Annotated in this window: 22 protein-coding genes; all 22 read right to left on the bottom strand. The window is 33.1% G+C overall.

Going from position 1 to position 23,666, the window contains the following annotated elements; translation table 11 throughout:
- Nucleotides 1-7: 7 nt before the first annotated feature.
- The 22 genes from pfkA to CPG45_RS18530 all read right to left on the bottom strand — a co-directional run bounded on the left by pfkA (nt 8) and on the right by CPG45_RS18530 (nt 23,653).
- A complete protein-coding gene (gene pfkA, locus CPG45_RS12425; RefSeq protein ID WP_096232226.1) occupies nt 8-973 on the bottom strand; it encodes a 6-phosphofructokinase in 966 nt (321 codons plus the stop codon).
- 70 nt (nt 974-1,043) lie between these two features.
- Nucleotides 1,044-1,241 (bottom strand): hypothetical protein, encoded by a 198-nt coding sequence (locus tag CPG45_RS12420; RefSeq protein WP_096232225.1) that lies wholly within the window; start codon nt 1,239-1,241, stop codon nt 1,044-1,046.
- A gap of 73 nt (nt 1,242-1,314) precedes the next feature.
- On the bottom strand, nt 1,315-4,749 hold the full coding sequence (locus CPG45_RS12415) for a DNA polymerase III subunit alpha (RefSeq protein WP_096232224.1): 3,435 nt from the start codon (nt 4,747-4,749) through the stop codon (nt 1,315-1,317).
- 10 nt (nt 4,750-4,759) lie between these two features.
- Entirely contained in the window at nt 4,760-6,067 is a 1,308-nt protein-coding gene (locus CPG45_RS12410; protein WP_172856566.1) for a DRTGG domain-containing protein, read from the bottom strand.
- 50 nt (nt 6,068-6,117) lie between these two features.
- Nucleotides 6,118-6,384, bottom strand: a complete 267-nt coding sequence (locus CPG45_RS12405) for an HPr family phosphocarrier protein (RefSeq protein WP_096232222.1) — start codon at nt 6,382-6,384, stop codon at nt 6,118-6,120.
- A complete protein-coding gene (gene whiA / locus CPG45_RS12400) occupies nt 6,377-7,339 on the bottom strand; it encodes a DNA-binding protein WhiA (RefSeq protein WP_096232221.1) in 963 nt (320 codons plus the stop codon). Before whiA ends, CPG45_RS12405 begins: the two co-directional genes overlap by 8 nt.
- 86 nt (nt 7,340-7,425) lie before the next feature.
- Nucleotides 7,426-7,662, bottom strand: coding sequence for a hypothetical protein (locus CPG45_RS12395; RefSeq protein ID WP_096232220.1), 237 nt, complete (start codon nt 7,660-7,662; stop codon nt 7,426-7,428).
- Nucleotides 7,663-7,757: 95 nt separating this feature from the next.
- On the bottom strand, nt 7,758-9,482 hold the full coding sequence (locus tag CPG45_RS12390) for a glycoside hydrolase family 13 protein (RefSeq protein ID WP_096232219.1): 1,725 nt from the start codon (nt 9,480-9,482) through the stop codon (nt 7,758-7,760).
- A 15-nt stretch (nt 9,483-9,497) separates the two neighbouring features.
- On the bottom strand, nt 9,498-10,316 hold the full coding sequence (locus CPG45_RS12385) for a helix-turn-helix domain-containing protein (protein ID WP_096232218.1): 819 nt from the start codon (nt 10,314-10,316) through the stop codon (nt 9,498-9,500).
- 156 nt (nt 10,317-10,472) lie between these two features.
- Nucleotides 10,473-11,549 (bottom strand): hypothetical protein, encoded by a 1,077-nt coding sequence (locus tag CPG45_RS12380; RefSeq protein ID WP_096232217.1) that lies wholly within the window; start codon nt 11,547-11,549, stop codon nt 10,473-10,475.
- Nucleotides 11,546-12,529 (bottom strand): acyl-CoA dehydratase activase-related protein, encoded by a 984-nt coding sequence (locus tag CPG45_RS12375; protein WP_096232216.1) that lies wholly within the window; start codon nt 12,527-12,529, stop codon nt 11,546-11,548. Before CPG45_RS12375 ends, CPG45_RS12380 begins: the two co-directional genes overlap by 4 nt.
- Before the next feature lie 139 nt (nt 12,530-12,668).
- Complete coding sequence (locus CPG45_RS12370; RefSeq protein ID WP_231969119.1) at nt 12,669-13,496, bottom strand: sugar ABC transporter permease; 828 nt, start codon at nt 13,494-13,496, stop codon at nt 12,669-12,671.
- A 69-nt stretch (nt 13,497-13,565) separates the two neighbouring features.
- Entirely contained in the window at nt 13,566-14,486 is a 921-nt protein-coding gene (locus CPG45_RS12365; protein ID WP_096232214.1) for a carbohydrate ABC transporter permease, read from the bottom strand.
- A gap of 54 nt (nt 14,487-14,540) precedes the next feature.
- Nucleotides 14,541-15,791, bottom strand: a complete 1,251-nt coding sequence (locus tag CPG45_RS12360) for a sugar ABC transporter substrate-binding protein (RefSeq protein WP_096232213.1) — start codon at nt 15,789-15,791, stop codon at nt 14,541-14,543.
- A gap of 332 nt (nt 15,792-16,123) precedes the next feature.
- Nucleotides 16,124-16,948, bottom strand: a complete 825-nt coding sequence (locus CPG45_RS12355) for a carbohydrate ABC transporter permease (protein WP_096232212.1) — start codon at nt 16,946-16,948, stop codon at nt 16,124-16,126.
- Nucleotides 16,948-17,826, bottom strand: a complete 879-nt coding sequence (locus CPG45_RS12350; RefSeq protein WP_096232211.1) for a carbohydrate ABC transporter permease — start codon at nt 17,824-17,826, stop codon at nt 16,948-16,950. Before CPG45_RS12350 ends, CPG45_RS12355 begins: the two co-directional genes overlap by 1 nt.
- A gap of 76 nt (nt 17,827-17,902) precedes the next feature.
- Nucleotides 17,903-19,213 (bottom strand): ABC transporter substrate-binding protein, encoded by a 1,311-nt coding sequence (locus tag CPG45_RS12345; RefSeq protein ID WP_096232210.1) that lies wholly within the window; start codon nt 19,211-19,213, stop codon nt 17,903-17,905.
- Nucleotides 19,214-19,679: 466 nt separating this feature from the next.
- Nucleotides 19,680-20,654, bottom strand: coding sequence for a gluconeogenesis morphogenetic factor MgfK (gene mgfK, locus CPG45_RS12340; RefSeq protein ID WP_096232209.1), 975 nt, complete (start codon nt 20,652-20,654; stop codon nt 19,680-19,682).
- Nucleotides 20,655-20,796: 142 nt separating this feature from the next.
- A complete protein-coding gene (gene rapZ / locus CPG45_RS12335) occupies nt 20,797-21,651 on the bottom strand; it encodes an RNase adapter RapZ (RefSeq protein ID WP_096232208.1) in 855 nt (284 codons plus the stop codon).
- Nucleotides 21,652-21,656: 5 nt separating this feature from the next.
- Nucleotides 21,657-22,388 carry a PHP domain-containing protein gene (locus CPG45_RS12330; protein ID WP_096232207.1) on the bottom strand — a complete coding sequence of 244 codons (732 nt, stop codon included), beginning with the start codon at nt 22,386-22,388 and terminating at the stop codon, nt 21,657-21,659.
- Nucleotides 22,389-22,414: 26 nt separating this feature from the next.
- Nucleotides 22,415-23,320, bottom strand: a complete 906-nt coding sequence (gene murB / locus CPG45_RS12325; protein ID WP_231968757.1) for a UDP-N-acetylmuramate dehydrogenase — start codon at nt 23,318-23,320, stop codon at nt 22,415-22,417.
- A gap of 162 nt (nt 23,321-23,482) precedes the next feature.
- A complete protein-coding gene (locus CPG45_RS18530; RefSeq protein ID WP_013297276.1) occupies nt 23,483-23,653 on the bottom strand; it encodes a YrzR-like zinc ribbon domain in 171 nt (56 codons plus the stop codon).
- Between the last annotated feature and the right edge of the window lie 13 nt (nt 23,654-23,666).

Genomic DNA, 23,666 nt, shown 5'->3' with positions numbered 1-23,666 from the left:
TCACTCCTTAGATTGATAATATCTTACTAAGTTCATATAGTTTAAAGTTAAATTCTTTTTTCATCGATAATGCAACATCGATGTCATCGTCAACTATTTGATTATTTCTAATGCTTATTATTCTCTGTGATTTATTTTCTATTAGAAGTTCTACGGCTCTTGCACCCATTTGGCTTGCAAGTATTCTATCCATAACAGTTGGTGCTCCACCTCTTTGTATATGTCCAAGAGTTGTATGTCTTAAATCAAGCTTAGGCAGCCTTTCCTGTATCATTTTTGATAGTTCTAAGCCGCTCATTACACCTTCTGCAAGCACAATTATGTGGTGCAGCTTTCCCCTTTTTATTCCATATGTGATTTTATCGCAAATTTCATCGATATCAAACTTCATTTCCGGAATAATTATCATCTCAGCACCACCTGCAAGACCTGCATAAAGTGCTATGTAACCAGCATTCCTTCCCATTACTTCAATGATGTTTGCTCTTTCATGGGATGTTGCTGTATCTCTTATTTTATTAATCGCATCTATTGCTGTATTGCATGCTGTATCAAAACCGATTGTATAATCTGAACATGGGATATCATTATCAATAGTACCAGGGAGCCCAATAGTATTAACACCATGTTCATTGCTTAAAAGCTGTGCACCTCTGAAAGAACCATCACCGCCAATAATAACAAGCCCTTCTATTCCATGTTTCTTTAATACCTCAGCAGCTCTTGTCCTACCTTCTTTTGTTTTAAATTCCTCACACCTTGCTGTTCGAAGTATAGTGCCACCACGCTGTATAATATCACCTACAGATGATAATGTCATGTCTTCAATTTCGTCATCAATTAGGCCTTGGTACCCTCTCATGATACCTTTAACTGTAAGACCATGGTATATTCCACACCTTACAACAGCCCTTATTGCAGCATTCATTCCCGGCGCATCACCGCCACTTGTTAATAAACCTATAGTTTTCATTATATATCCTCCTTACCCACTGGGTCTTATTTTGTCCCATCATATTAAAAGTTACCCCTTCTGGGGCATATTAAAGACCATATTCAATAATAGTATTTTGAGCATCTTGAGCCTCAGAATTTGGGACCATGACTTCACAATATCCCTCGCTATTATCTAAATTTTTATTAAGTGGTTTTAATTTTACTAAAAAGCCTTCTTTAGTTAAAACATCTTTGACCTTTTCAGCAATCTCCATACTATGTGCCATATATATAACTGTCCACATAAAAAGGCCTCCTTGATTTTTCTAACTATTATTTTAATTTATTTTTCATATAATATCAATATATATTTAAAAATTATACAATTTTAACATTCTCCTCGCCGAGAATATTATTAAGTTCATCAATAAGTTCATTCGTCCCATCAACCCACAAATCTTTCCTTGCTGCAAGGCTTCTATTGCTGTATTTTATAAATACAGGGATATTGCCTTTATACTTCGATAGAACACTTTTAATTTTTTCAAAGTCCCTTTGCTCCTTAACATTTAACCATAACTTTTCGTTTATCATATGTGTTAGTGGTTTTATTTCGTTGCACAAAATCTTTGGTTCTTCCTCTTCTTTGATGCTGACCTTACCAGTTATTATTACAGGAAAATCCTCTTTTATGAAATTTGAATACTTTTCGTAAATTGTCGGAAATACAATTACTTCTATTGTACCATATAAATCTTCTAAATTGATAAATGCCATCATATTATTATTTTTAGTAAATTTTACTTTTTTACTCTCTATTATACCTGCCAACACTACTTCCTGATTATCAAAAATAGTCTTCCCAATCAATGCATCATCACTATTCTTGAGGTCTCTCGTAGTATATTTTGTTATCCTTTGAATATCATTTTGAAATTCATCAAGTGGATGTCCACTTATATATAATCCCATTGTCTCCTTTTCCATCGATAATATGGTATTTTGAGAAAATTCCTTTATATCAGGAAGCGTATAATTTATTGAATCTGTATCATCTTCATGTACAAATAAGGATATCTGGCCAGTTATATTTCTTTCTTTATTTTTATGTATGCTGTCTATAATATTTTCATATACAGCAAGAAGTTGTGATCTATATATACCAAATGAACCAAACGCACCAGCTTTTATAAGACTTTCAACAGCCTTTTTATTTAATTGCATATCATCGATTCTTTCGAAAAAATCGATGATCGATCTGTATTTCCCATTTTTCTTTCTATCCCTTACAATTTCAAGCGTTGCATTGACACCGACATTTTTTACAGCCGCAAGGCCAAAGCGAATATTACCATTTGTTACACTAAAATGTGAATAACTCTCATTAATGTCTGGTGGCAATACCTTAATACCCATTTTTCTACAAACTTGAACATAAAATGCTACTTTATCAGTATTATCGACAAAGCTATTTAAAAGTGCAGCCATAAATTCTACTGGGTAATACTTTTTTAAATATGCCGTCTCAAATGCTACAACCGCATATGCAGCCGCATGGGATTTGTTAAAGGCATAATTGGCAAAATCGATCATTTCATCAAATAATCTATTTGCTGTTTTTTCATCGACGCCTTTATTTATTGCACCAGGCACTACGTAATTCCCATTCTCATCCTTTATACCGTAAATAAAATTTTTTCTTTCTTCTTCCATGACTTTCATTTTCTTTTTTGCCATGGCACGCCTTACAAGGTCAGACCTTCCGAGGGAATAACCTGCGAGGTCCCTCACTATCTGCATTACTTGTTCCTGATATACCATACAGCCATATGTAACCTCAAGTATAGGCTTAAGCAGTGGATGTTCATATTTTATATTTTCCGGATGGTTTTTATTCTCTATATATCTTGGTATTTGATCCATAGGTCCGGGTCTATATAGAGAAATACCTGCGATGATATCCTCAAGTTTCTCTGGTTTTAATTCTGTCATAAATTGTTTCATACCAGACGACTCAAGTTGAAATACACCCTCTGTGTCTCCTCTACTAATTAGAGCATATACTTCCTTGTCATCAAAATCAATGCTATTAATATCAATATCTATTCCATAATTTTCCTTAATCATATTTAAAGTATCTCTAATGACTGTCAGGGTCCTTAAACCTAAAAAGTCCATCTTTAGCAGACCTAATTCTTCAAGTGTTGTCATCGTAAATTGTGTGACAACAGTTCCTTCATTCTTTTGAAGTGGTACCCATTTTACAAGGGGTTCACGAGAAATAACAACACCTGCTGCATGTGTTGATGCATGTCTTGGAAGTCCCTCTAAGGATTTTGATATATCTATGAGCCTTTTTACTTTTTCGTCGTTTTCGTATTTTTCTTTCAACTCTGGATTATATGAAATTGCCTTATCTATCGTCATACCTATTTCAAAAGGTATCATTTTTGCTATCACATCGACATCTGCATATGGATAATTTAGAGCTCTTCCAACATCTCTTATAGCTGCCCTTGCCGCCATTGTTCCAAATGTGATAATCTGCGCTACCTTGTCTTCACCATATTTTCTGACGACGTAATCTATCACTTCCTGTCTTCTCTCATAACAAAAATCAGAGTCAATATCAGGCATGCTAACTCTTTCAGGATTTAAAAATCTTTCGAAAAGAAGGTTATACCTTATAGGATCTATTTTGGTTATGCCGAGGCAATATGCAACAAGGCTTCCGGCAGCTGAACCTCTTCCAGGTCCCGTCATTATACCGTTATCGCGTGCAAATTTAATAAAATCCCATACAATAAGAAAATAATCTACATAGCCCATCTCTTCGATAACAGATAGTTCATAGTTGAGTCTGTCCATCAATTCTTTATTTGGGTTACTATATCTCTTATTAAATCCTTCAATACACAATTTCCTTAAGTATTCTGATGATGTCATGCCATCTGGGACATCATACTTAGGCAATTTTGTCTTATTGAACTCAAATTCTACATTACACATATCTGCAATCTTCTCTGTATTTTCAACGGCTTCCTTACAAAAGGAGAAAATTTCACACATTTCCTCTGGAGATTTAAGGTAAAACTCATCAGTTGGGAAGGACATCCTATCCGCATCATCCATGTTTTTTCCTGTTTGAATACAGAGTAAGACCTCATGTGCCATATGATCTTTTTTCTCAAGGTAATGTACGTCATTAGTTGCGACAAGAGGAATATCAAGTTCTTTAGATAGCTCTATCAACTTGGAATTAACCTTTTCCTGTTCTTTTAGGCCATGATACTGCAACTCTAAATAAAAATTACCTTTGCCAAATATTGAATTATAAAATATGGCAGTATCCCGTGCTTTATCGTAATCATCAGACAGCAAATATGTAGGAATTTCGCCGCCTAAACATGAACTTAATGCTATTAATCCATCACTATGTGATTTTAGATATTCATGATCAACTCTCGGCTTATAATAAAATCCATCAAGAGAAGCCTTTGATACAATTTTCATTAGGTTTTCATAACCTGTAATATTTTTACACAACAATATCAAATGATAATTGAGATTATCTATGCCATATTCCCTATCATACAATGACCTTGGTGCAACATATATTTCACAGCCTATTATCGGTTTTATGCCTTGCGATTTTGCTTCTTTGTAGAAGTCAATTGCACCGTACATTACACCATGGTCTGTAATAGCGATAGAATCCATATTTAACTCTTTTGCCATGTTTATAAGCTCTTTTATCCTGCATGAACCGTCAAGCAAACTATATTCACTATGAACATGTAAATGTACAAACATATGAATCACCTTAGAATAATTTCTTGCTTTTTAGCAATCTTAATGACATCAATGCTTTAGCAATTATGTTGCCTTCATTTACAACGATTATTTCTAATTTACAGAAATTGCTGCTAAAATCATTTATAATTGCGTTAACTTCTATATTTTTGCCTATCTGCAAAGGCCTTATAAAGTAGATTAAAAAATTGTCAACAACAGCATCGAATCTTTTGTTTTTTGTAACAGCCGCAACTCCGCATTCACACATAAGCATCATAAGTGCGCTGCTGCTGACTGTTCCAAGCTGATTAATCATACTCTGTGGAATTGTACCTACGAATTTCATTCCATCCTGAATTTTTTCCATTTGAAAATCTTTAAATATAGTATCTTGAATAGCTTCGCCAATTTGAGGCTGCTTCGACATATATTGCAAAGCTTTTATAACATCTTCTCGGCTCATTATGCCAACAAGCTCTTTATTATTTGTAACAGGTAAAACCTCGATATTCCACCATATCATGAGATGTGCCGCAAAAGCTACTGTAGTCGTTTCTGTGACAAACACGGGATTTTTGGACATTATATCTCCTATTTTATCACTATCATCGGCTTTAGCAACATCTCTCGATGTAACCATGCCGACTAATAATCCATTATTATCCACAACAGGGTACCTTGTATGGCTTGTTTTGCCCAATAGCATCTTCCATTCTTTAACTGTTTGATCGACAGTCATATAAACTGGGTTTGTTGACATAATATTGTTTACAAGAAGTATCTTCTTCTTTGTCATGCTTTCATTTATAGCTTTGTTAATCAATGTAGCTACTGTAAATGTATCATATGTCGTAGATATCAATGGTAATGAAAGGTCATTAGCCAACTTTTTTATATCATCCTTCGTATCAAATCCACCTGTTATTAAGACGGCTGCTCCTGCTTTCAATGCAGCTTTTTGTGCATCTTCCCTATTCCCAAGTATTATTAAATCACCTGGCTGAATATATTTAATCATTTCTTCAATTGTCATAGCACCTATTAAGAATTTATGAAGTTCAATGTTAAGACCATTTTCACCGCCTAAAATAACTCCATCTACAACATTTTTTACTTCTTCATATGTTAACCTCTCAATTTGCTTGCTTTTTTGTTTTGTCCTAATGGTACCTGCCCTTGGGATCGTTGTTACGAGATACATGCTTTCTGCATCTTTAATTGCTTTATATGCTGTTCCTTCGCTTATCTTTAGAGCTTGTGCAAGACTCCTGACTGAAATTCTGGTACCCTCGGGTAGACTTTTTAAATATTCAAGTACTTTTTCATTTTTTGTCATAAAAAAATCATCCTTCATACAAAAAAGGTTTCCTAAGAAACCTTTTTTGCTTATTCTTCTCCAAATTTTGAATCAATTAATTCTACAAGAGACTTTATGGCTTCCTGTTCGTCGCTGCCATCAGCAATTAGCTTTACTGTATTGCCTTGTGCAACTCCCAGTGACATTATACCCATAATGCTTTTTGCATTTACTTTTTTGTTCTCCTTCTCCACCCAGATTTGCGAAGAAAATTTGCTTGCTGCCTGTACAAACAATGCAGCTGGTCTTGCATGAAGTCCTGTCTTGTTCTTTATTTCTACTGTCTTTTCAGTCATAATTGACTCTCCTCTCTTTTAATTTTGATACTATTTCTTCAATTTTTCTTAATCTATGATTTACTCCTGATTTTCCAACAGGAGGATCTAGCATCTGTCCAAGTTCCTTTAAGCTTATATCCGGATACTTCAATCTTAGTTCTGCAATCTCTTTTAAATTATCTGGAAGATAATTTAACCCAACACTATCTTTAATATAATTTATATTCTCTATCTGCCTCAATGATGCATTAATTGTTTTTGTGAGATTCGCAGTTTCGCAATTTACAAGCCTGTTGACGTTGTTCCTTATATCTTTATATACTCGTATATTTTCTAAGTTTAGTAAAGAACTATGCGCACCTATTATATTTAAAACATCAACAATTTGCTCTCCCTCTTTTAAGTATACTACATAATTATTTTTTCTTGCAATAACTTTTGAATGCAAATGATAATAATTTATTAATTTACATAAATCCTTAGCATGATCTAAATTATGCGTAATAAACTCCAAATGATATGCCTTTTCAGGATCACTGATTGAGCCACCTCCAAGAAAGGCGCCTCTAATATATGCCTTTTTACAGCATTTTTTGCTTATCAAGCTTTTATCGATCCCATAATTTAGTCCTATTCCATCACTGTTGCTTTTTATTAAGCCTACTTCTTTTAAAATTTTCTCAGCAGAATTTTTCTCAGATACCAAAATCAAGTAACTTAAAGATTTCTTTAAATGGCTGTTTCTCCTAACCATCACCTCTGCTGTTACATTAAAAATATCTTTTATAAACTTAAAAACAAGCCTTGCCACAGAAGCATTTTCTGTAATAAGACTTAAGCTTATCCTGTGATGCCCATAAATAGATATTGCCCCTATAGTTCTTATCAATGCAGCAAGCTCAGCCATCTTGCAGCAATTATCCTCGGGATATATCCTTGAAAGCTCGTTTTTTGTAATAGATGAAAAGGACATAAAATTTCACCTCACATTGTCCTAATTTTATTATACTACATTATTAAAAAAAAACCCCTATAAATTTTATAAGGGTTTAAAATAATTTATGAATTCAGTTTCCTAATTTCCCAATCAATGTAATCATTGGAAGTCTTCCAATCCAATTTTTCCTTTGAGTAAAGCCATTCTTTAAAGTCCTTGTAGTCTTTCCATTCTTCATATTCGCCAAATTCAACAAGTTTTTTTGCTGTTAAAAATCTAAAAACGTCAAGGCTTCCATATAGTTTCTCATATTCCTTGTAATATTGGTAATCTCTTCCGTATCTTGCATTTGTCTCCATACTCTCACCCCAAACATATTATGGAACAAATACGGGAAAAATGTTTCCCAAATAATAAATACCTATAGTATATTATTCAATAATTCATATAAAGGTTACTTTAATATATATGCACTATTTGGCTCAATGACAGCATAATCTTTTTTCAATTGATATTCATTCATACCCAATATATCCCTTTTGCCTATAATATCGTGAATTGATATTTTGGCACTTTTGTCGCTGTTATTTATAACGACAACAATAGAATTATCCATATATTTTCTTTCAAAGCATATAATAGAACCTTCTGCACACAATGTCTTATAATTACCATATCTTAATTCTTCATTTTCTTTTCGAATAGATATTAATTTTTTATAAAAATTATAAATTTCTTTATTTTGTTTATCATCATCCCATACCATACACATTCTGCAATCAGGATCATAGCCGCCAGTCATACCAACTTCATCGCCATAATAAATATATGGTATGCCCGTATATGTGAATTGAAATGCAATTGCTAATTTCATCCTCAAAACATTGCCGTCAGCCATCGTCAAAAATCTCTCAGTATCATGGCTTCCTATTAGATTAAACATACATCTATTAACTGCTTCAATATGTTTCATCATATTTTCAATTAAAATGGTATTAAACTTAGAAGAATTTATAGTTCTTTTCGCAAAAAAGTCAATCATAGCATTTCTAAAAGGATAATTCATTACACCGTCAAACTGATCACCTTTAAGCCACGGTGACGCATCATGCATCACTTCACCAATTATAATTGAATCAGATTTTGTACTTTTTACAACATCCCTGAATTCTCTCCAAAAATGGTGATCTATCTCATTTGCAACATCAAGCCTCCACCCATCTATGTCAACTTCTTTGATCCAATATTTAGCAACTTCGAGGAGATATTTTCTAACTTCAGGGTTTTTTGTCATCAATTTTGGCATTCTCCATGCATGATCACCAAAGACTTCGTAGTTACAATCATCACCGATCTTTATAGGATATTCATATATATTAAACCAATCCCAATATTTTGAACTTCGACCATTTTTAATTACATCCTGAAATGCAAAAAAATTATAACCGCAATGATTAAATACTGCATCAAATATAACTTTAATGCCATTTTCGTGGCACTTTTTTACCAATTCCTTAGCAGTTTCAATATCGCCGAAATGTGGATCTATCACATAATAATCTGTCGTATCATATTTGTGTGTCGAGGGTGATAAAAATATTGGTGTAAGGTAAATTGCATTAATTCCAAGGTCTTTTAAATAATCTATCTTTTCGATTATCCCTTTTAAGTCTCCACCAAAAAATGTATTGGAGCTAGGCTTTTCTCCCCATTTCATCACATTTCCGGGGTCATTTGATTTATCACCATTATTAAATCTTTCAGGGAAGATTTGATAAAATATGCAATCGCTTGTCCATGACGGTGAAAAAAAGATATCCCTTTCACATATATAAGGAAACTGAAAATATCCATGATAATTCATAGGTGGTTTGGAATCAAAAAAGCCATTTTCAGTATAATATATTTTTTCACTATTATTCGATATTAAATAAAAATAATATGCAAATTTTTTATTAAGCTTTAATGTTGTCTCAAAATAATCGAACAGCTCATCACTCTGTGTACGCACCATGGGCTTTACTTTAAACTTCCCATTCCAATCATACCTATCCCTGTAAAATATATATGACCTCTTTATATCTTTTGCTGCGGCTTTTAATACTATATGCAGTTCATCCTTATTTAAAGAATATGCAAATGGGGTATCGCTTTTGTGAAATATAGCTTGTTTTATCAATTTAGTACTCCTTTCTTATTTTGCCAATTTTAATGTAACCGGTGCTGGAACATCTATATGTGGAATTTCCTGCCCGTCTACTGTTATTTTAACATCTGGAGGGTTTCCCATCAATATGTCAATATTGCTTTTGACGTCAAAACTTTTTGTCATGCCATTTGTTAAAATTCCTTCATAAGTGCTTGCACCATCTACTTTAACATTAAACCAGCATTTTTGACCAGGTATTGTTATATCGACTTTATAAGTATCTTTTTCGGGTATAACTTTATAATCAAATTCACTCTGTGTATTTCTAATTTGCTGTATTGACGTCTTCTTTACCACATTATTGTAAACAGAATTATTTGTAGTGTCATTTTTATTATTATCATTATTATTAGTTTTACCTTTATCAACCTGATTTGTATTTGACAATGGTGCTAGTCCCTTGTTAATCTGATTTACCATATAATAAAGTCCGTAGACAAATAAACCTATTACTATAATTCCGATAAATGGCTTTACTAACTTCCTTAGAAATGTAAATAAGTCAAAACTTCTTACTTCTTCAAGACTTGCCAAAGCAGCCTCTTGTTTTTTCTCTTCCTCTTCTTTTTTTTCTTCAAATAAATAACTGTATTTATTAAGTAGCTCATCCGAATTAATACCTACAGCTTGTGCATAGCTCTTTATAAATCCCTTTGCATAAACTAATGCAGGTATTACATCGAAATTGCCATCTTCTATCGCTTTTAAGTACCTCGTGCGGACTTTTGTAATCTCTTGGAGGTCGTCAAGTGTCATTCCCTTTTTTAATCTTGCATTTTTTAAAATTTCACCGAGTTCATTCACAAAAATCACCCCATTCATATACTTCCATTTTCTATTTTAACATTTTTACCTATTATAAGTATACCAATAATTATAAAATTTTTCGATATGTAATAAATAATTAATAATTATTTAAGATTTATGATAGATTTATATTAAAAAGACTAAAAAATAAAATTATGAAGATAACTTCATCTTTCGTCTTTCAAGTAAATCTGTAAAGGCTTCAAGCCTCGTCTGGTATCCAGCTTGCCCCGTATTTTCATCATAGCTTAAAGACATTATAGGGATATTCATATCCGTGCCAACTTTTGCAATTATCCCCTGTGCTACAATTTCTGGTGTACAAGTAAATGGGAAAACCTGTATTATGCCATCGTAATTTTTTTTAGCATATTTTACTGTATTTGCGACAGTATTCAATCCATGTCCTCCTATGTCCCTTTCTAGGTATCCATGTGCATATCTTTTGAATTCTAATCTTTGTGGTAATTTAAATGCGCTGTTCTTTAGATAATCTGAAAGATATTCTGTTTTTGTCACTTCAATGCCTAGTTCATTCAAAGCTTTGCATATATCCATATTTGAGAAGGGTTCAAGCAAAAGGTATATCTCCCCTACAACAGCTACTTTCAATTGAATATCTCTTATTATATTGGAATTTTGCTTTATTTTTTTGATACCTTCCCGTAAAATATCGTTCACATCACTTTTAGTTTTTGCATCTTTAATATCTTTTATATATCTCTTATATATTTTTGTAGTAATTCCATTTTTATCTTCATGTGCTCTTGATATAAGAAGCTGTTTTTCCAACTTATCTGCGGCAATCATCTTCGAAACAGCGAAAATAAATGCTTTTATAGCTTCTTTAAAACCAATGCCCGGAAAATCTCCTGAAAGCTCACTTAAAAAGTCAATTAATCTACCATGTGGTGGTTCAACTATTATCATTTTAAAATTGTAACCCAAGTCTTTTAAAGCTTCCCTTTGTACTTGGCCATAATAGCCAAATCTGCATGGTCCAACACCACCAAGCATTATTATTGTATCAGCACCTTTATCAAGTGATTCTATGAAATTACCAAGATTTATTTTAAGAGGAAGACAAGCAAATTCTGGAGAATATTTAACACCCAGTGAAAGAGTATGGTTTGTAATTGGTGGTGGCTCGACTACATCAATCCCTATGCCTTCAAACATAGTCTTTAATATCATATTAATTGATCCCATATGCGGATATGTTATTCTCATACTATTATCTCTCCTTTTCGCCATCTCAATAAATCAATGAATGCTTCAAGCCTTGTTGTAATTCCAGCTTCACCAGTATGTTCATCTATTGTAATGGACATGTACGGGATACCTCCGTTTCTTTTATAATCCCTCTCAAGCAAGTCATCTGTTAATGAATCTGGCCCACATCCAAATGCAGATACTGTTATCACACCATCAACTTCTTTTTCCTCAAGAAAATACTTCCCAGCACCTATAATTTCGCGGCCATATGTCCAAAAAAGGTCCTTTTGAAGTTTTTTTGCACCTCTCTCAATTTTGAAACTATCCATCATACTCGTTGTAGTAACTTTCGCCCCCATCTTCCTTAATCTATCGATTATTCCCATGCAAATATAATCATCCATAATGTCATAGGAATGTGCCAATAAAGCAATTTTTAAGTCACCGCTATTCTGTACCTTTATATTTTTACCCTCAAGATAGTTTATAGCTTCCTTAGATGATAGCCCTTTTTTCATAATGCTTTCAAATTTGTTCTGGGTTTCTAATGATTTGAAATATGCATTATAAATTTTCACCTCATCGTTGATGAATTTTTTCCCTATTCTTAAGACTTCCTTCTGCATTGAATTATCACTTCGATACAAATCAATTTTCATATCGATTATCTCTGGTAGATCTGGAACAAGACTTTTCACCATGTCAGGTAAACCTAAAAACTTCGCACATAAATATCTTTTTCTTTCAACACTTATAACTCTTGGGATAAAGATATAGTCAACACCTTTTTCCTTTAAATCTATTACATGGCCTACATATGTTTTAACAGGAAGACATGTCTCGCCAACGCAGCTTTTTACACCGTCATCAATTATCTTTTTACACGTATTCCTTGATGTAACAACTTCTGCACCTAATTCTTCAAAAAATACTTTCCACATGGGATAAAAATTATAATATAAAAGCGCCTTTGGTATTCCAACTGTTTTTCGCATATTGACCTCCACTTGAAAATATATAATTATTAACAGCAAAATATACTACTATTATTTTTGCCATATAAATGTACATATATACATAAAAATACCGGAGTAAATCTCCGGTATTCCCAATATGTTCCATGTGTAACAAATATTAACCTTTTACTGCACCTGCCGCAAGGCCTTGTTGCAAATATCTCTGTAATGCCATAAAAAGTATTACAAGTGGCAGTGATGCAACGACAGACGCCGCAGCAAATAATGTCCAGTGCGCTGAGAATTGATTATTTATAAAACGTTGCAGTCCAAGTGCGACTGTATAACTTTCAGGCGATTTTAAAACTGCACTTGATAATATAAATTCACTATATGTCCCAATAAAGCTAAATAAGAAAATTACGACAAGCATTGGAGTAGTAAGTGGCAAAATGATCTTTACAAAAATCTGCCAATATGATGCACCATCGACAAGGGCAGCTTCGTCTAATTCTTTCGGTAGGCCATCTATATATCCTTTTAAGAGCCATATATTAAATGCACTGCCACCGGCAAGAACCAATATAAACACATATAGATTATCAAGTAAATTTAATTTTGCAAGTATCCCATATATTGCAGGTAATGCCATAAATGTCGGAAACATCTGAAGTAACAGTAGTATCATTAATCCATTTTTTCTTCCAACAAATTTCATCCTACTGAAAGCATATGATGAAGTAGATGTCAATATTGACTGAATTATCGCAACACCAAAACATAGTATTAAACTATTTTTAATCCATGCCAAAAGTTGAGTTTTACTAAATAAATCTATATAATTCTGAAAGCTTAATTGCTTTGGAAAGATCGTTCCTGAGAAGAATGCATCACCTTTGCCAAGTGAAGCACCTACAACCCATGCAACTGGAAACAGAATAATAATTATAAATGCCCATATTATTATTCTGCTAACCCATAAAGTAACTCTTTCATTGGGCCGCATTTTATGATCTGCTCTGTGTGTAACCTTAGCACTTCTCTTTGGTATTTTGGCACTTGTAGAAATATCCACTTAGTCCACCTCCTCAAACGAATGTGTCATTCTCATGTTAATATAACTTAATGTTCCAATTATCAAAAAAATTATTATAGACAATGCAGATGCAAGGTCATATCTATTAAAATTCATTGTCATCTTATATGCCGAGCTTACAAGTAAATCTGTAGATCCGGCAAAGGCAGTATCAGTTCTAGGTGGTCCACCACCCGTAATCAAAAATACTGAACCAAAGTTATTAAAATTAAACGCAAATGAAGATATTATAAGTGGCAATGCAGATGTCATAAGCATTGGAAGTGTTATTAAACGTAATTTTTGAAACCATGTAGCACCATCAAGATCTGCCACTTCATAAAGCTCCGGTGGTATTGCCTGTAACCCTCCTAAGGACGCATTCATCATAAATGGATAACCCATCCATGTGCTTGCTATTATTATGCCCACTTTTGCCCAAAATGGATCTGTAAGCCACGGTATCTTTGCAATGTGTAGATAACTTAATACCATATTTATACCACCATACTGCTGATTAAAAAGACCTTGCCATGCGAGAATAGCAATTGTGGACGGCAATGCCCATGGTATTATAAGTATTGCCCTGTATATATTTGTTTCCCACATGTTTTTATTATTCAATAAAACAGCTAAAAATAATCCAATCACATAATTTGCAAAAGTAGCTATTGTTGCAAAAACAACAGTCCAGATTAATACAGGTAAAAATACAGTTTTTAATGGTCCATTAATAATATCTATAAAATTTTTTATGCCCACAAATTGATATTGTTTAAAATGATTTAAACTAAAATTTGTGAAGGCAATATAAATAGTATATGCAATAGGTAAAAAGCTCAATATCGTCATAGACAATATGGCTGGTGATAAAAATACATACGGTGTTAATTTGTCTCGCATCCTATTCCCGTTTATCATCATAGCCCTCCTTTTTAAAAGGAGGCCGTAACTCCGGCCTCATTGATTTTACTCTTATTGTTGTGTCGCTATACCCTGTTTAATCTGATTAACCATATCATCAGCAGCCTTTTCAGGTGTAGCCTTACCTGATGTTATGAGTTGAAGTGCATTGCCCGCTGGTGTCCATACTGCCTGCATTGCAGGTATATTTGGCATTGGCTGTGCATTTTTAGCCTGTGTAGCAAATGCATTCATTATCTCATTATTTTTAACTTCGTCACTGTTTAGTGCACTATTTAATACAGGGATTCTGTTACCTGTTTCAAATAATGGTAATGCTGTATTTTGTGCTAAATATTTCATTAAATTCCATGCTTCTTTTTGATGTTTTGAACTTGAGCTTACAAATGCAGTCTGAACACCTGCAAATGTCGGGATTGGCTTTCCGTCTATCGTCGGCATAGGAGCAACTTTAAACTTTACATTGGCTTTCTTAAAGCCATCCACATCCCATGGACCACTTATATATAATCCTATTTTCCCACTTTGGAAATTACCTTTAGCCATATCGCCTTTAAGATCAGCTGGCATAAATTTATCTGTTATTACGAAATCCCTTATCATAGCAAGACCCTTTTTTGCACCATCATTGTTAAGTCCTATGTCATTAGGATCAAGCTTACCACCGCTTTGTTTAAATACGTATCCACCATTCGCTGCAAGAAAAGCATAGCTAAAATAGAAGTTATTTACGTCATATTGGAATCCAACTTTCTTTCCTTGGTCAATTAAATCCTGCATTGTTGACGGCGGAGTTGGTACTTTATCTGTATTATAGAATAATGCATATGTTTCCATTGCAAGTGGTATAGCATACAATTTTCCATCAAATGATACTGCATCAATGCTCATAGAAACATAATCAGATTTATTTATAACACCATCTGGAACCTCTGCAAGTAATCCCGCTTTCTGGAATGTACCAAGATTATCATTTGGTAAGCCGAACATTATGTCAGGTCCCTTACCGCTCTGTGCTGCTGTTGAATATGCCTGGAAATCGCTCTGATCTGCTAAAACTTTAACAGTATTCCCTGTCTCTTGAGCCCACTTATTTGCAATTTCTTGAACTTTTGCAACTTCAGTATCTGTTAAGTGTGACCATACTGTAAGAGAAACAGAACCCTTCTTTTGTTCTTGTGCAGTGTTATTGCTAGATGTCTGATTTCCACTTGATTTACTGCCACCACAACCTGTCAATACTGCTGATAAAACTAATACCATCACTGTAAATAATGCAAAAATCTTTAAAAATCTCTTCATAAAAATCCTCCTCATAATTATTTAGTCTTCAGCATTGAGAAAATAATTCTATCGTTTACAGCTTATTATGAAGTTAATGCCCCTCTACAAATATACGCCTCCTATTTCAATATTATTACAGCAACCGCTTTCTTTAATGTGAAATATTTAAGCGCATTTAGTTGCAATCGATTGCGCTTATCTTTAATTTTATTTTATATCTTACATCTACAAATGTCAATAGATTTTTTTGTTTTATTATAAATAATAATATTTTATTACAATTTAGTGGAGGCTCTGTTATTTATAGAATTGTATGCAAAGCCTCCTTAGATCATTAGACGTCATTTCTATTATTGCTTTACAGCACCTGCAATTATAGCAGTTACTAATTTTCTTTGAGCTAAAAAATAAAATATTAATACCGGCATAATAGCTATTGTAAGACCCGCCATGCCAAGATTCCATTGCTTAGTATACTGACTAAAGAAGTAAAATATCATTAATGGAAAAGTCCTTGAGCCTACTTTATTTATTACCAATGATGGCAATAAATAATCATTCCATATCCACATTATGTCAAGTACAGTTAAAGTAATTGTCGTTGGACTCAATAAAGGTAAAATAATATTCCAATATATTCTAAATCTACTGCAACCATCAATAAGTGCAGCTTCATCAATCGACCTTGGTATTCCTTTTAGAGCGCCATAATAAAGGAAAACGCCAAGGCTAGAACCAAAGCCTAAATACATTATTATAAGCCCAGACTTTGACAGCATATGAAATCTACCAAATTCTGCAACAAGTGGTATCATTACTGCCTGAAACGGAATAAGCATAGCAAGTGTAAAAATCATATATATTAAAGTACTGCTCCTTCTTTTTATTCGCTGTAAAGCATATGCCGTCATCGAAGAAAATATAGCAATTATTAAAATGCTTAAAATAGTAATCAATAGAGAATTAGAAAATGCCTCACTTAAATTCAAATTTGCAGCTGCTATTTTATAGTTATCTAATAATAAACTTTTAGGTAAAGAAAGGGTATTAATAAATAGCTCTTTTTTCGTTTTAAATGAATTAACAAGAATAATATAAAATGGTGAAATCCAAATTAAAGATAATAAAATACCAAATATTGTTAATATATATTTATGAATATTTATTTTCCTCATTACATCTCAACCTCTCTTTTTTGAGTAAAATAAACCTGTACAATTGAAATAATCGCAATTATTACAAACATAACTACTGCTTTTGCTTGGCCTAAAGCCATTTCTTGTGCTGAAAATGCCGTCTGGTATATATTTAAGGTAATCATTTGCGTTGTATTTCCCGGTGCACCCGCGGTAAGTGAAAGATTCTGATCAAAAAGCTTAAAAGAATTCGACAGTGTAATAAATAGGCTTATAGTAAATGCTGGAGATATTAATGGAAATATAACATTTTTGAACTGCTGCCAAGAATTTGCACCATCGATCTTTGATGCTTCAATTAACTCGGTTGGAACGCTTTCTATATATGCTATATAAATTACCATAACATATCCGATCATTTGCCACGAAGTCACTATAACTAAACCCCAAAAACCAGTGTTAGTAGTAGACAGCCATCCATTAAGCCAACCTATATGAGTAACGTTAGCTATCGACTGAAATACATCTACAAAAATGAAATTCCATATAAATCCTAATATAAGCCCTCCTATTAGGTTTGGTAAATAAAAAGCCGTACGCATTAAATTTCTACCAGAAATTTTTCTTGTAACTAACATTGCAAAACCTAATCCTATAATGTTTATTATTATTATACATGCTATAGAAAACTTTGCGGTAAATAATATTGAATTCCAAAATGCATAATCATTTTTCAGCATAATAAAATTCTTAAGACCAATAAACAACGGCTGATTTATTCCATCCCAGTCAGTAAATGAATAATATATACCAATAATAAATGGAATTAATACAACAATAATAAGTGATAAAAGAGTAGGTGCTATAAAAAACCAATACCATGTTCCACTATTTGTATATTTTTTTTTGTATAACATAATATCCCTTCCTTCCTATGATTTATAAAAGTGGGAGAATATACGTCTCCCACTTTTTAATTATAAAATTAAACAATTATTTTCTAGCATCTGCCCACGTTTGCTTAGCATGTTCAATCAGCTTATTCCAATCAAGTGAACCACTAACATACAGCTGTATATCAGCACCAAGTACATTCTGGCCCCAATTATTTGGATAACCCATAAATACCCAGCCATATGTCTTACCTTTACTTGCAGCAACAAATAATTGTTTGCCTAATGGATCAGATATACTGCTTTTATCATATCCATTATATGCCGGCACAAACTTAAATTGCTGAGTAACTATTTTTTTGCCTTCATCAGAAGTATATAGCCAATCGAGAAAATCCTTAGCTGCTTTTTGCACCTCACTTGATTTATTGCTATTTACACCCCAATACATCGGAACACCTTCAGGATAGCTATCTTCTACAAATCCAGGAACTGGATATGGAAGTATTCCAATATCGTTTTCTGCAAAGTTTTTATCAAATCCTTCTATTGTCGGATATACCCAGTTGCCTTGTTGAATCATAGCAACTTTACCTGTACAAAATAGTTTTTCAACTTGTGTGCTATAATCAAGGCTTGCCGTAGGCTGTACTGAATATTTGTTTTGAAGGTCAATCATTTTTTTCATAGCATCTGCATATTTAAATTCTACATTCTTTGCATTAAATGCTTTCATTACATCTCCAGTAAATTCGGGTGACAAAAAAGCATTAGAAAGATGTAATCCTGTTACCCATGTCTCTTTAGCAGGGAAAGCAAAGACTGCTTCAAGACCAAGCTCTTTCTTCTTTGAATCAAGTGTATTTACCGCATTTGTCAATGCTTCAAATGAATTTATTTTTAGAGGATCTATACCAGCCTTATTAAATATTTGCTTATTGTAAATAAGGCCATAACCTTCAAGGTCAAATGGTAAACCATAAATTTTGCCGTCTAATGTTACACCCTTAAGAGTGCCATCTAATGCCTCTTTTGCGGCTTTCGTATCTTTAAGATCTGCTAATTTTGACTTCCATGTCTCGACATCTTGCGGACCCCCAACATTAAATATTGCCGGTTCCGACCCCGAATTAAATTTTGCTTTAAGTGCTGCACCATAATCCTGACCTCCACCAACTGTTTCAAGGTTAATTTTGACATTGGGGTTCTCTTTCATGTAAGTATTTATCGCATTTTGTAATTGATCTTTAATTTCCACCTTAAACTGGAATATATCCAATGTTACCGGTGAATTTGTTTTTGTCGATTTATTTTGTTCTGTTTTGCTATTACTGCTACAGCCAGAAATGAGCACTGAAAAAGCCATTAAGAACACCAAAATTAGAGCTATACCCTTTACGGTACGTTTCATAAAAATACCTCCTCAATTTTAAGGTATCGTCAAAATTTTTATATTATTTTGGCGTATACCTTTGATTTATTTAATTTTTATTGATTTTTAAATTGCCCTCTACTTTTTAATTTAATAACAAAAAGTTAAAGGACAAATTTAAGCGGTACTTAATACACGTTAAATTATACTTCTCCATTAAACAACTATTTTCTTAAGCTTTTTATCTTGTCAATAATAATTGTTATCAACCATTTTAAAGCTTTAACAAAACTTGTTTAAAGCGTTTTCATATAAATTAAAAATGTATATACTTCCTTCATCACCTCCGCATAATGTCATATTATTACAGCAACCGCTTTCTTTAATGGGAAACATTTAAGCGCATTCAGTTGCAATCGGTTGCGCTTACCTTTAAATTTATTTTATATCTTACATCTACAATTGTCAATAGGTTTTTTTGTTAAATTAGAACTAAAATTTTATGTTATGTCAATAAATCGATTATTACCTCTGCAAGCTTTTGCTCATCATGTCTAATATAATTATTTTTTATAGCTAATACATCTTTCTCTATCACTTTTATACCCTTTTGATTGAATTTATCCAAATCATACGAAACCGGCTGCGCCATATCTTCCTTATAACGGTTTTTGTATTCATTAGGTACTTCGGCACTATTGACAATTACATAATCAAGGGATTTTAAGCCATGCGAAAAAAGTGCTTCTACATGCTCATTAGCATCATATCCAAAAGTTTCACCAGGCTGTGTCATTATATTGCATACATAAATTTTTAATGCCTTCGATCCTTCTATGGCATCACAAATACCATCAACTAAAAGATTTGGTACTATACTTGTATATAAACTACCAGGTCCCAATACAATTCCATCTGCATTAACTAAATCTAAAAGTGCTTCATCAACAGGCCTTGCATCTTTTGGCTCAAGGCATATTTCTTCAATAGGACTCTTTTCCTTTATCTGCATTTTAGGTATCAATGATTCTCCACCTATTACTATACCATTTTTTAGCTTGGCCTTTAGTTTAACATTGTCCAGCGTAACAGGTAAAACCTTGCCTGAAACAGCAAGTACCTCACTCATTTTTTTAACAGCTTCTTCAAAATTTTCTGATATGCCATTTATTGCAGCTAAAAATAGGTTTCCAAAGCTCTGACCCTTTAACATTCCATCTTTGAATCGGTACTGTAAAAGTTTTTCCATCGTAGGCTCTGTATTTGCAAGTGCAAGTATACAGTTTCTTATATCACCAGGAGGTAGCATTCCAAGGTCTTCCCTTAGTACGCCTGATCCGCCCCCATCATCAGCTACTGTTACTATGGCTGTTATATTATGTGTATATTGTTTTAATCCACGTAACATTGTAGAAAGCCCAGTCCCACCGCCAATAACGACAATTTTGGGACCATATAAAAACCCATTATTATCCCTCATTATATACAACCCCTTTATTTATGTAATTTTGATAATTTTCGATTAAACTATAATGCTCACATACAATATGGTACTAAAATATAATTTAGTTTTTGAGGGATGAGCGTCTAATTGTAAGTATATTAGAATACCTTTATTAAGCTTACTCTTCACCTATATCCCTATGGGTAATAACAACAGTATAATCTCTCTTTTTTAATAATTCATAAAGTACATTTGCTATCGTTATAGACCTATGCTTACCGCCTGTACACCCTATAGCTATTACAAGCTGTGACTTCCCCTCTCTTATATAAAAGGGCAATAAGAATTCAATCATATCTTCTAATTTGTTAAGAAATTGCTTAGCTTCTTCCCACTTCATTACATAATCTCTTACCTTTTTATCATTGCCGGTCAATAGTCTTAATTCATCAATATAATACGGATTTGGTAAAAATCTAACATCAAATACAAGATCAGCATCAAGTGGTATTCCATATTTAAAACCAAATGACATAACGTTAACTATAATTCCTTTAAATTTTCTGCCTTCTATAAATATATTGAATAATTCTTGTTTGAGCTGTGCAGCAGTTAAGTTTGTCGTATCAATTATACTGTTTGCCATACGCCTTATATCGATTAACTTCTGTCTTTCATCATTTATACCAGTTATAACTGAACCCCCGTCTGACAATGGATGCTTTCTTCTGGTCTCTTTAAATCTTTTAATCAATGTCTCATTCGAAGCTTCTAAAAATATAATCTCATAGTCATATTTGTTCTTTTTAAGATAATCGAGTGCTGAGAAAATATCCTTAAATAACTGTCCGCCACGCAAATCCATACCAAGGGCAACTTTATCAATATCTTTCGATTCATAGAATAAGTCTGCTAACTTGGGTATTAGTGCAGGTGGAAAATTATCAATGCAAAAAAATCCTATATCTTCCATTGCTTTTAATGCCTGGCTTTTCCCAGCACCTGATAAGCCTGTAATTATAACAAATCTCACAACAATCACACCTCCGCATTTATTATATCATTTACTGTAAGCCCTGCTTTTTTTGCTATTTCTAAACCTCTTTCAAAATCTCCTATACGTTCTACCGTATGTGCATCGCTATTTATTACGAATTTTGCCCCTGCAGCCTTTGCAATTTTTACATATTCTACAGTCATATAACCATGACCTGAATTAATTTCAAGGGAAGTCCCTCTTGATTTTGCCGCCGCTGCAAGCCTTTCAGTATCTATATCGACTTTTGCACCAGGATGTGTAATAATGTCTATTTTATGCTTATTTATTGCCTTAATCATTGCATCCGTATTCTGTTTCCTTATTACAGGCCTTAAAGATTTTATTAATTTTATCATTGTATTTTTGCCAAACATGTTAAATCCATTATAGATATCCTTTGGTGCAACCCCCGTATGATAACCCATAAGCAAAATATCTAAATATCTCATCAATTCGTCATCTACGTCGATATCTCCATCTAGACTTATTAAATTTGCTTCAACTCCCATAAGTACTTTAATATCAGGATATCTTTCATTAAGCCTATCAATCTCGTCTCTCATTTTTTTGTAATTGGGCCTTCTTAAACCGAAAAATATATGACCTGGGCCATGGTCTGTAATAGCAATTTCTTTTAATCCCTTCTTCAAAGCAGCTTTGACATTTTCTTCTATAGTACCATGGCCATGGCTAAATATCGTATGTGTATGATAATCGGCAAATATTTTCATGCATTGTATGCGCTCCTTTCATATGCCTATTTCTCCCCTACAATTCTTACTTCTGTTTGCAACTCCACTCCAAATTTATTTTTTACTTCCTTTTGTATATGTTCAATTAATTTTAATACATCTTCTGCTGTTGCATTTCCTTTATTTATTATAAAACCGCAGTGTTTTTCGGATACTTGTGCACCACCTATCATATAACCCCTTAAGCCAGCATCCTGTATCAATTTACCCGCATAATATCCCTCAGGTCTTTTAAATACACTACCAGCACTTGGATATTCCAATGGTTGCTTCATCCTTCTTAGACCGTTTAATTCATCCATTTTGGCTCTTATGTCTTTGTAATTGCCTTTTTTTAAATTTATCCATGCTCTTAATGCAATCAATTTGTCTATCTGTATAGCACTACTTCTATAGGCAAATCTCATTTTGCCATTTTCAAGTTCATAAATATTTCCCTTTCCATCAATGACCTCTACCATCCCTATCACATCCTTTATTTCAGGACCATATGCACCAGCATTCATTGTAACAGCCCCACCGAGTGTACCGGGTATACCACTAGCAAATTCAAACCCTGTAAGCTCGTTGTCAAGGGCTGCATTTGCGATTGCTGATAATAATGCACCTGTCTCGGAGATTATTGTTTCACCAATAATTGATATCTTTCTCATGGCAGTCAATTTAACTACTACACCTCTTATACCTTTATCAGAAACTATAATATTTGTTCCATTGCCAAGTATGTAATAAGGTATATTGTCATTTCTAATGACATTAAGTACATTTATCAATTCATCCCTATTTTGCGGTATCAAAAGTAAATCGGCAGGTCCCCCTATTCTAAATGAAGTGTGCCTTGACATTGGTTCATTTATAAAAATGTTCTCTTCTGATATTATCCCTTTAAATTTGTTAATAATATCTATCACCATATCACTCCCTATATGGAATTACAAGAAAATTATTACATAGTAATATTTTATCAATTATCATTTACTTTAATTCCTTTTTATTGGCTCTATCTTAAATAGTATATCACTTTTTTGTATCACAAAAAAGGCAAAAATAATAGAGGGTTAAGCTATCCCCTCTCAAACATTATAACAAACTTTAAATCTTTTGCTTATACAGCCCTCAGAGTCATATACACTAACAACAGCTGTACATTTTTTAATTTTAATCTCACAATTGCAATCCCTACAAAAATACAGGTTATTGCCTATTTTGCCCACATTAGTGCTTTTGCAATTCGGGCATTCCATATTACTCACCTCA

Origin of the sequence: Thermoanaerobacterium sp. RBIITD (assembly GCF_900205865.1) — a bacterium.
Lineage (GTDB): Bacteria > Bacillota > Thermoanaerobacteria > Thermoanaerobacterales > Thermoanaerobacteraceae > Thermoanaerobacterium.
Note: the sequence above shows the minus strand (reverse complement) of the source record. Positions and strands in the feature narration are given on the sequence as shown.

What these genes read in the sequence shown, in the direction of transcription:
- pfkA (WP_096232226.1), bottom strand. Translation starts at nt 973, where the DNA reads ATGAAAACTATAGGTTTATTAACAAGTGGCGGTGATGCGCCGGGAATG.
- CPG45_RS12420 (WP_096232225.1), bottom strand. Translation starts at nt 1,241, where the DNA reads ATGTGGACAGTTATATATATGGCACATAGTATGGAGATTGCTGAAAAG.
- CPG45_RS12415 (WP_096232224.1), bottom strand. Translation starts at nt 4,749, where the DNA reads ATGTTTGTACATTTACATGTTCATAGTGAATATAGTTTGCTTGACGGT.
- CPG45_RS12410 (WP_172856566.1), bottom strand. Translation starts at nt 6,067, where the DNA reads ATGACAAAAAATGAAAAAGTACTTGAATATTTAAAAAGTCTACCCGAG.
- CPG45_RS12405 (WP_096232222.1), bottom strand. Translation starts at nt 6,384, where the DNA reads ATGACTGAAAAGACAGTAGAAATAAAGAACAAGACAGGACTTCATGCA.
- whiA (WP_096232221.1), bottom strand. Translation starts at nt 7,339, where the DNA reads ATGTCCTTTTCATCTATTACAAAAAACGAGCTTTCAAGGATATATCCC.
- CPG45_RS12395 (WP_096232220.1), bottom strand. Translation starts at nt 7,662, where the DNA reads ATGGAGACAAATGCAAGATACGGAAGAGATTACCAATATTACAAGGAA.
- CPG45_RS12380 (WP_096232217.1), bottom strand. Translation starts at nt 11,549, where the DNA reads ATGAGAATAACATATCCGCATATGGGATCAATTAATATGATATTAAAG.
- CPG45_RS12375 (WP_096232216.1), bottom strand. Translation starts at nt 12,529, where the DNA reads ATGCGAAAAACAGTTGGAATACCAAAGGCGCTTTTATATTATAATTTT.
- CPG45_RS12370 (WP_231969119.1), bottom strand. Translation starts at nt 13,496, where the DNA reads ATGCGGCCCAATGAAAGAGTTACTTTATGGGTTAGCAGAATAATAATA.
- CPG45_RS12365 (WP_096232214.1), bottom strand. Translation starts at nt 14,486, where the DNA reads ATGATAAACGGGAATAGGATGCGAGACAAATTAACACCGTATGTATTT.
- CPG45_RS12360 (WP_096232213.1), bottom strand. Translation starts at nt 15,791, where the DNA reads ATGAAGAGATTTTTAAAGATTTTTGCATTATTTACAGTGATGGTATTA.
- CPG45_RS12355 (WP_096232212.1), bottom strand. Translation starts at nt 16,948, where the DNA reads ATGAGGAAAATAAATATTCATAAATATATATTAACAATATTTGGTATT.
- CPG45_RS12350 (WP_096232211.1), bottom strand. Translation starts at nt 17,826, where the DNA reads ATGTTATACAAAAAAAAATATACAAATAGTGGAACATGGTATTGGTTT.
- CPG45_RS12345 (WP_096232210.1), bottom strand. Translation starts at nt 19,213, where the DNA reads ATGAAACGTACCGTAAAGGGTATAGCTCTAATTTTGGTGTTCTTAATG.
- mgfK (WP_096232209.1), bottom strand. Translation starts at nt 20,654, where the DNA reads ATGAGGGATAATAATGGGTTTTTATATGGTCCCAAAATTGTCGTTATT.
- CPG45_RS12330 (WP_096232207.1), bottom strand. Translation starts at nt 22,388, where the DNA reads ATGAAAATATTTGCCGATTATCATACACATACGATATTTAGCCATGGC.
- CPG45_RS18530 (WP_013297276.1), bottom strand. Translation starts at nt 23,653, where the DNA reads ATGGAATGCCCGAATTGCAAAAGCACTAATGTGGGCAAAATAGGCAAT.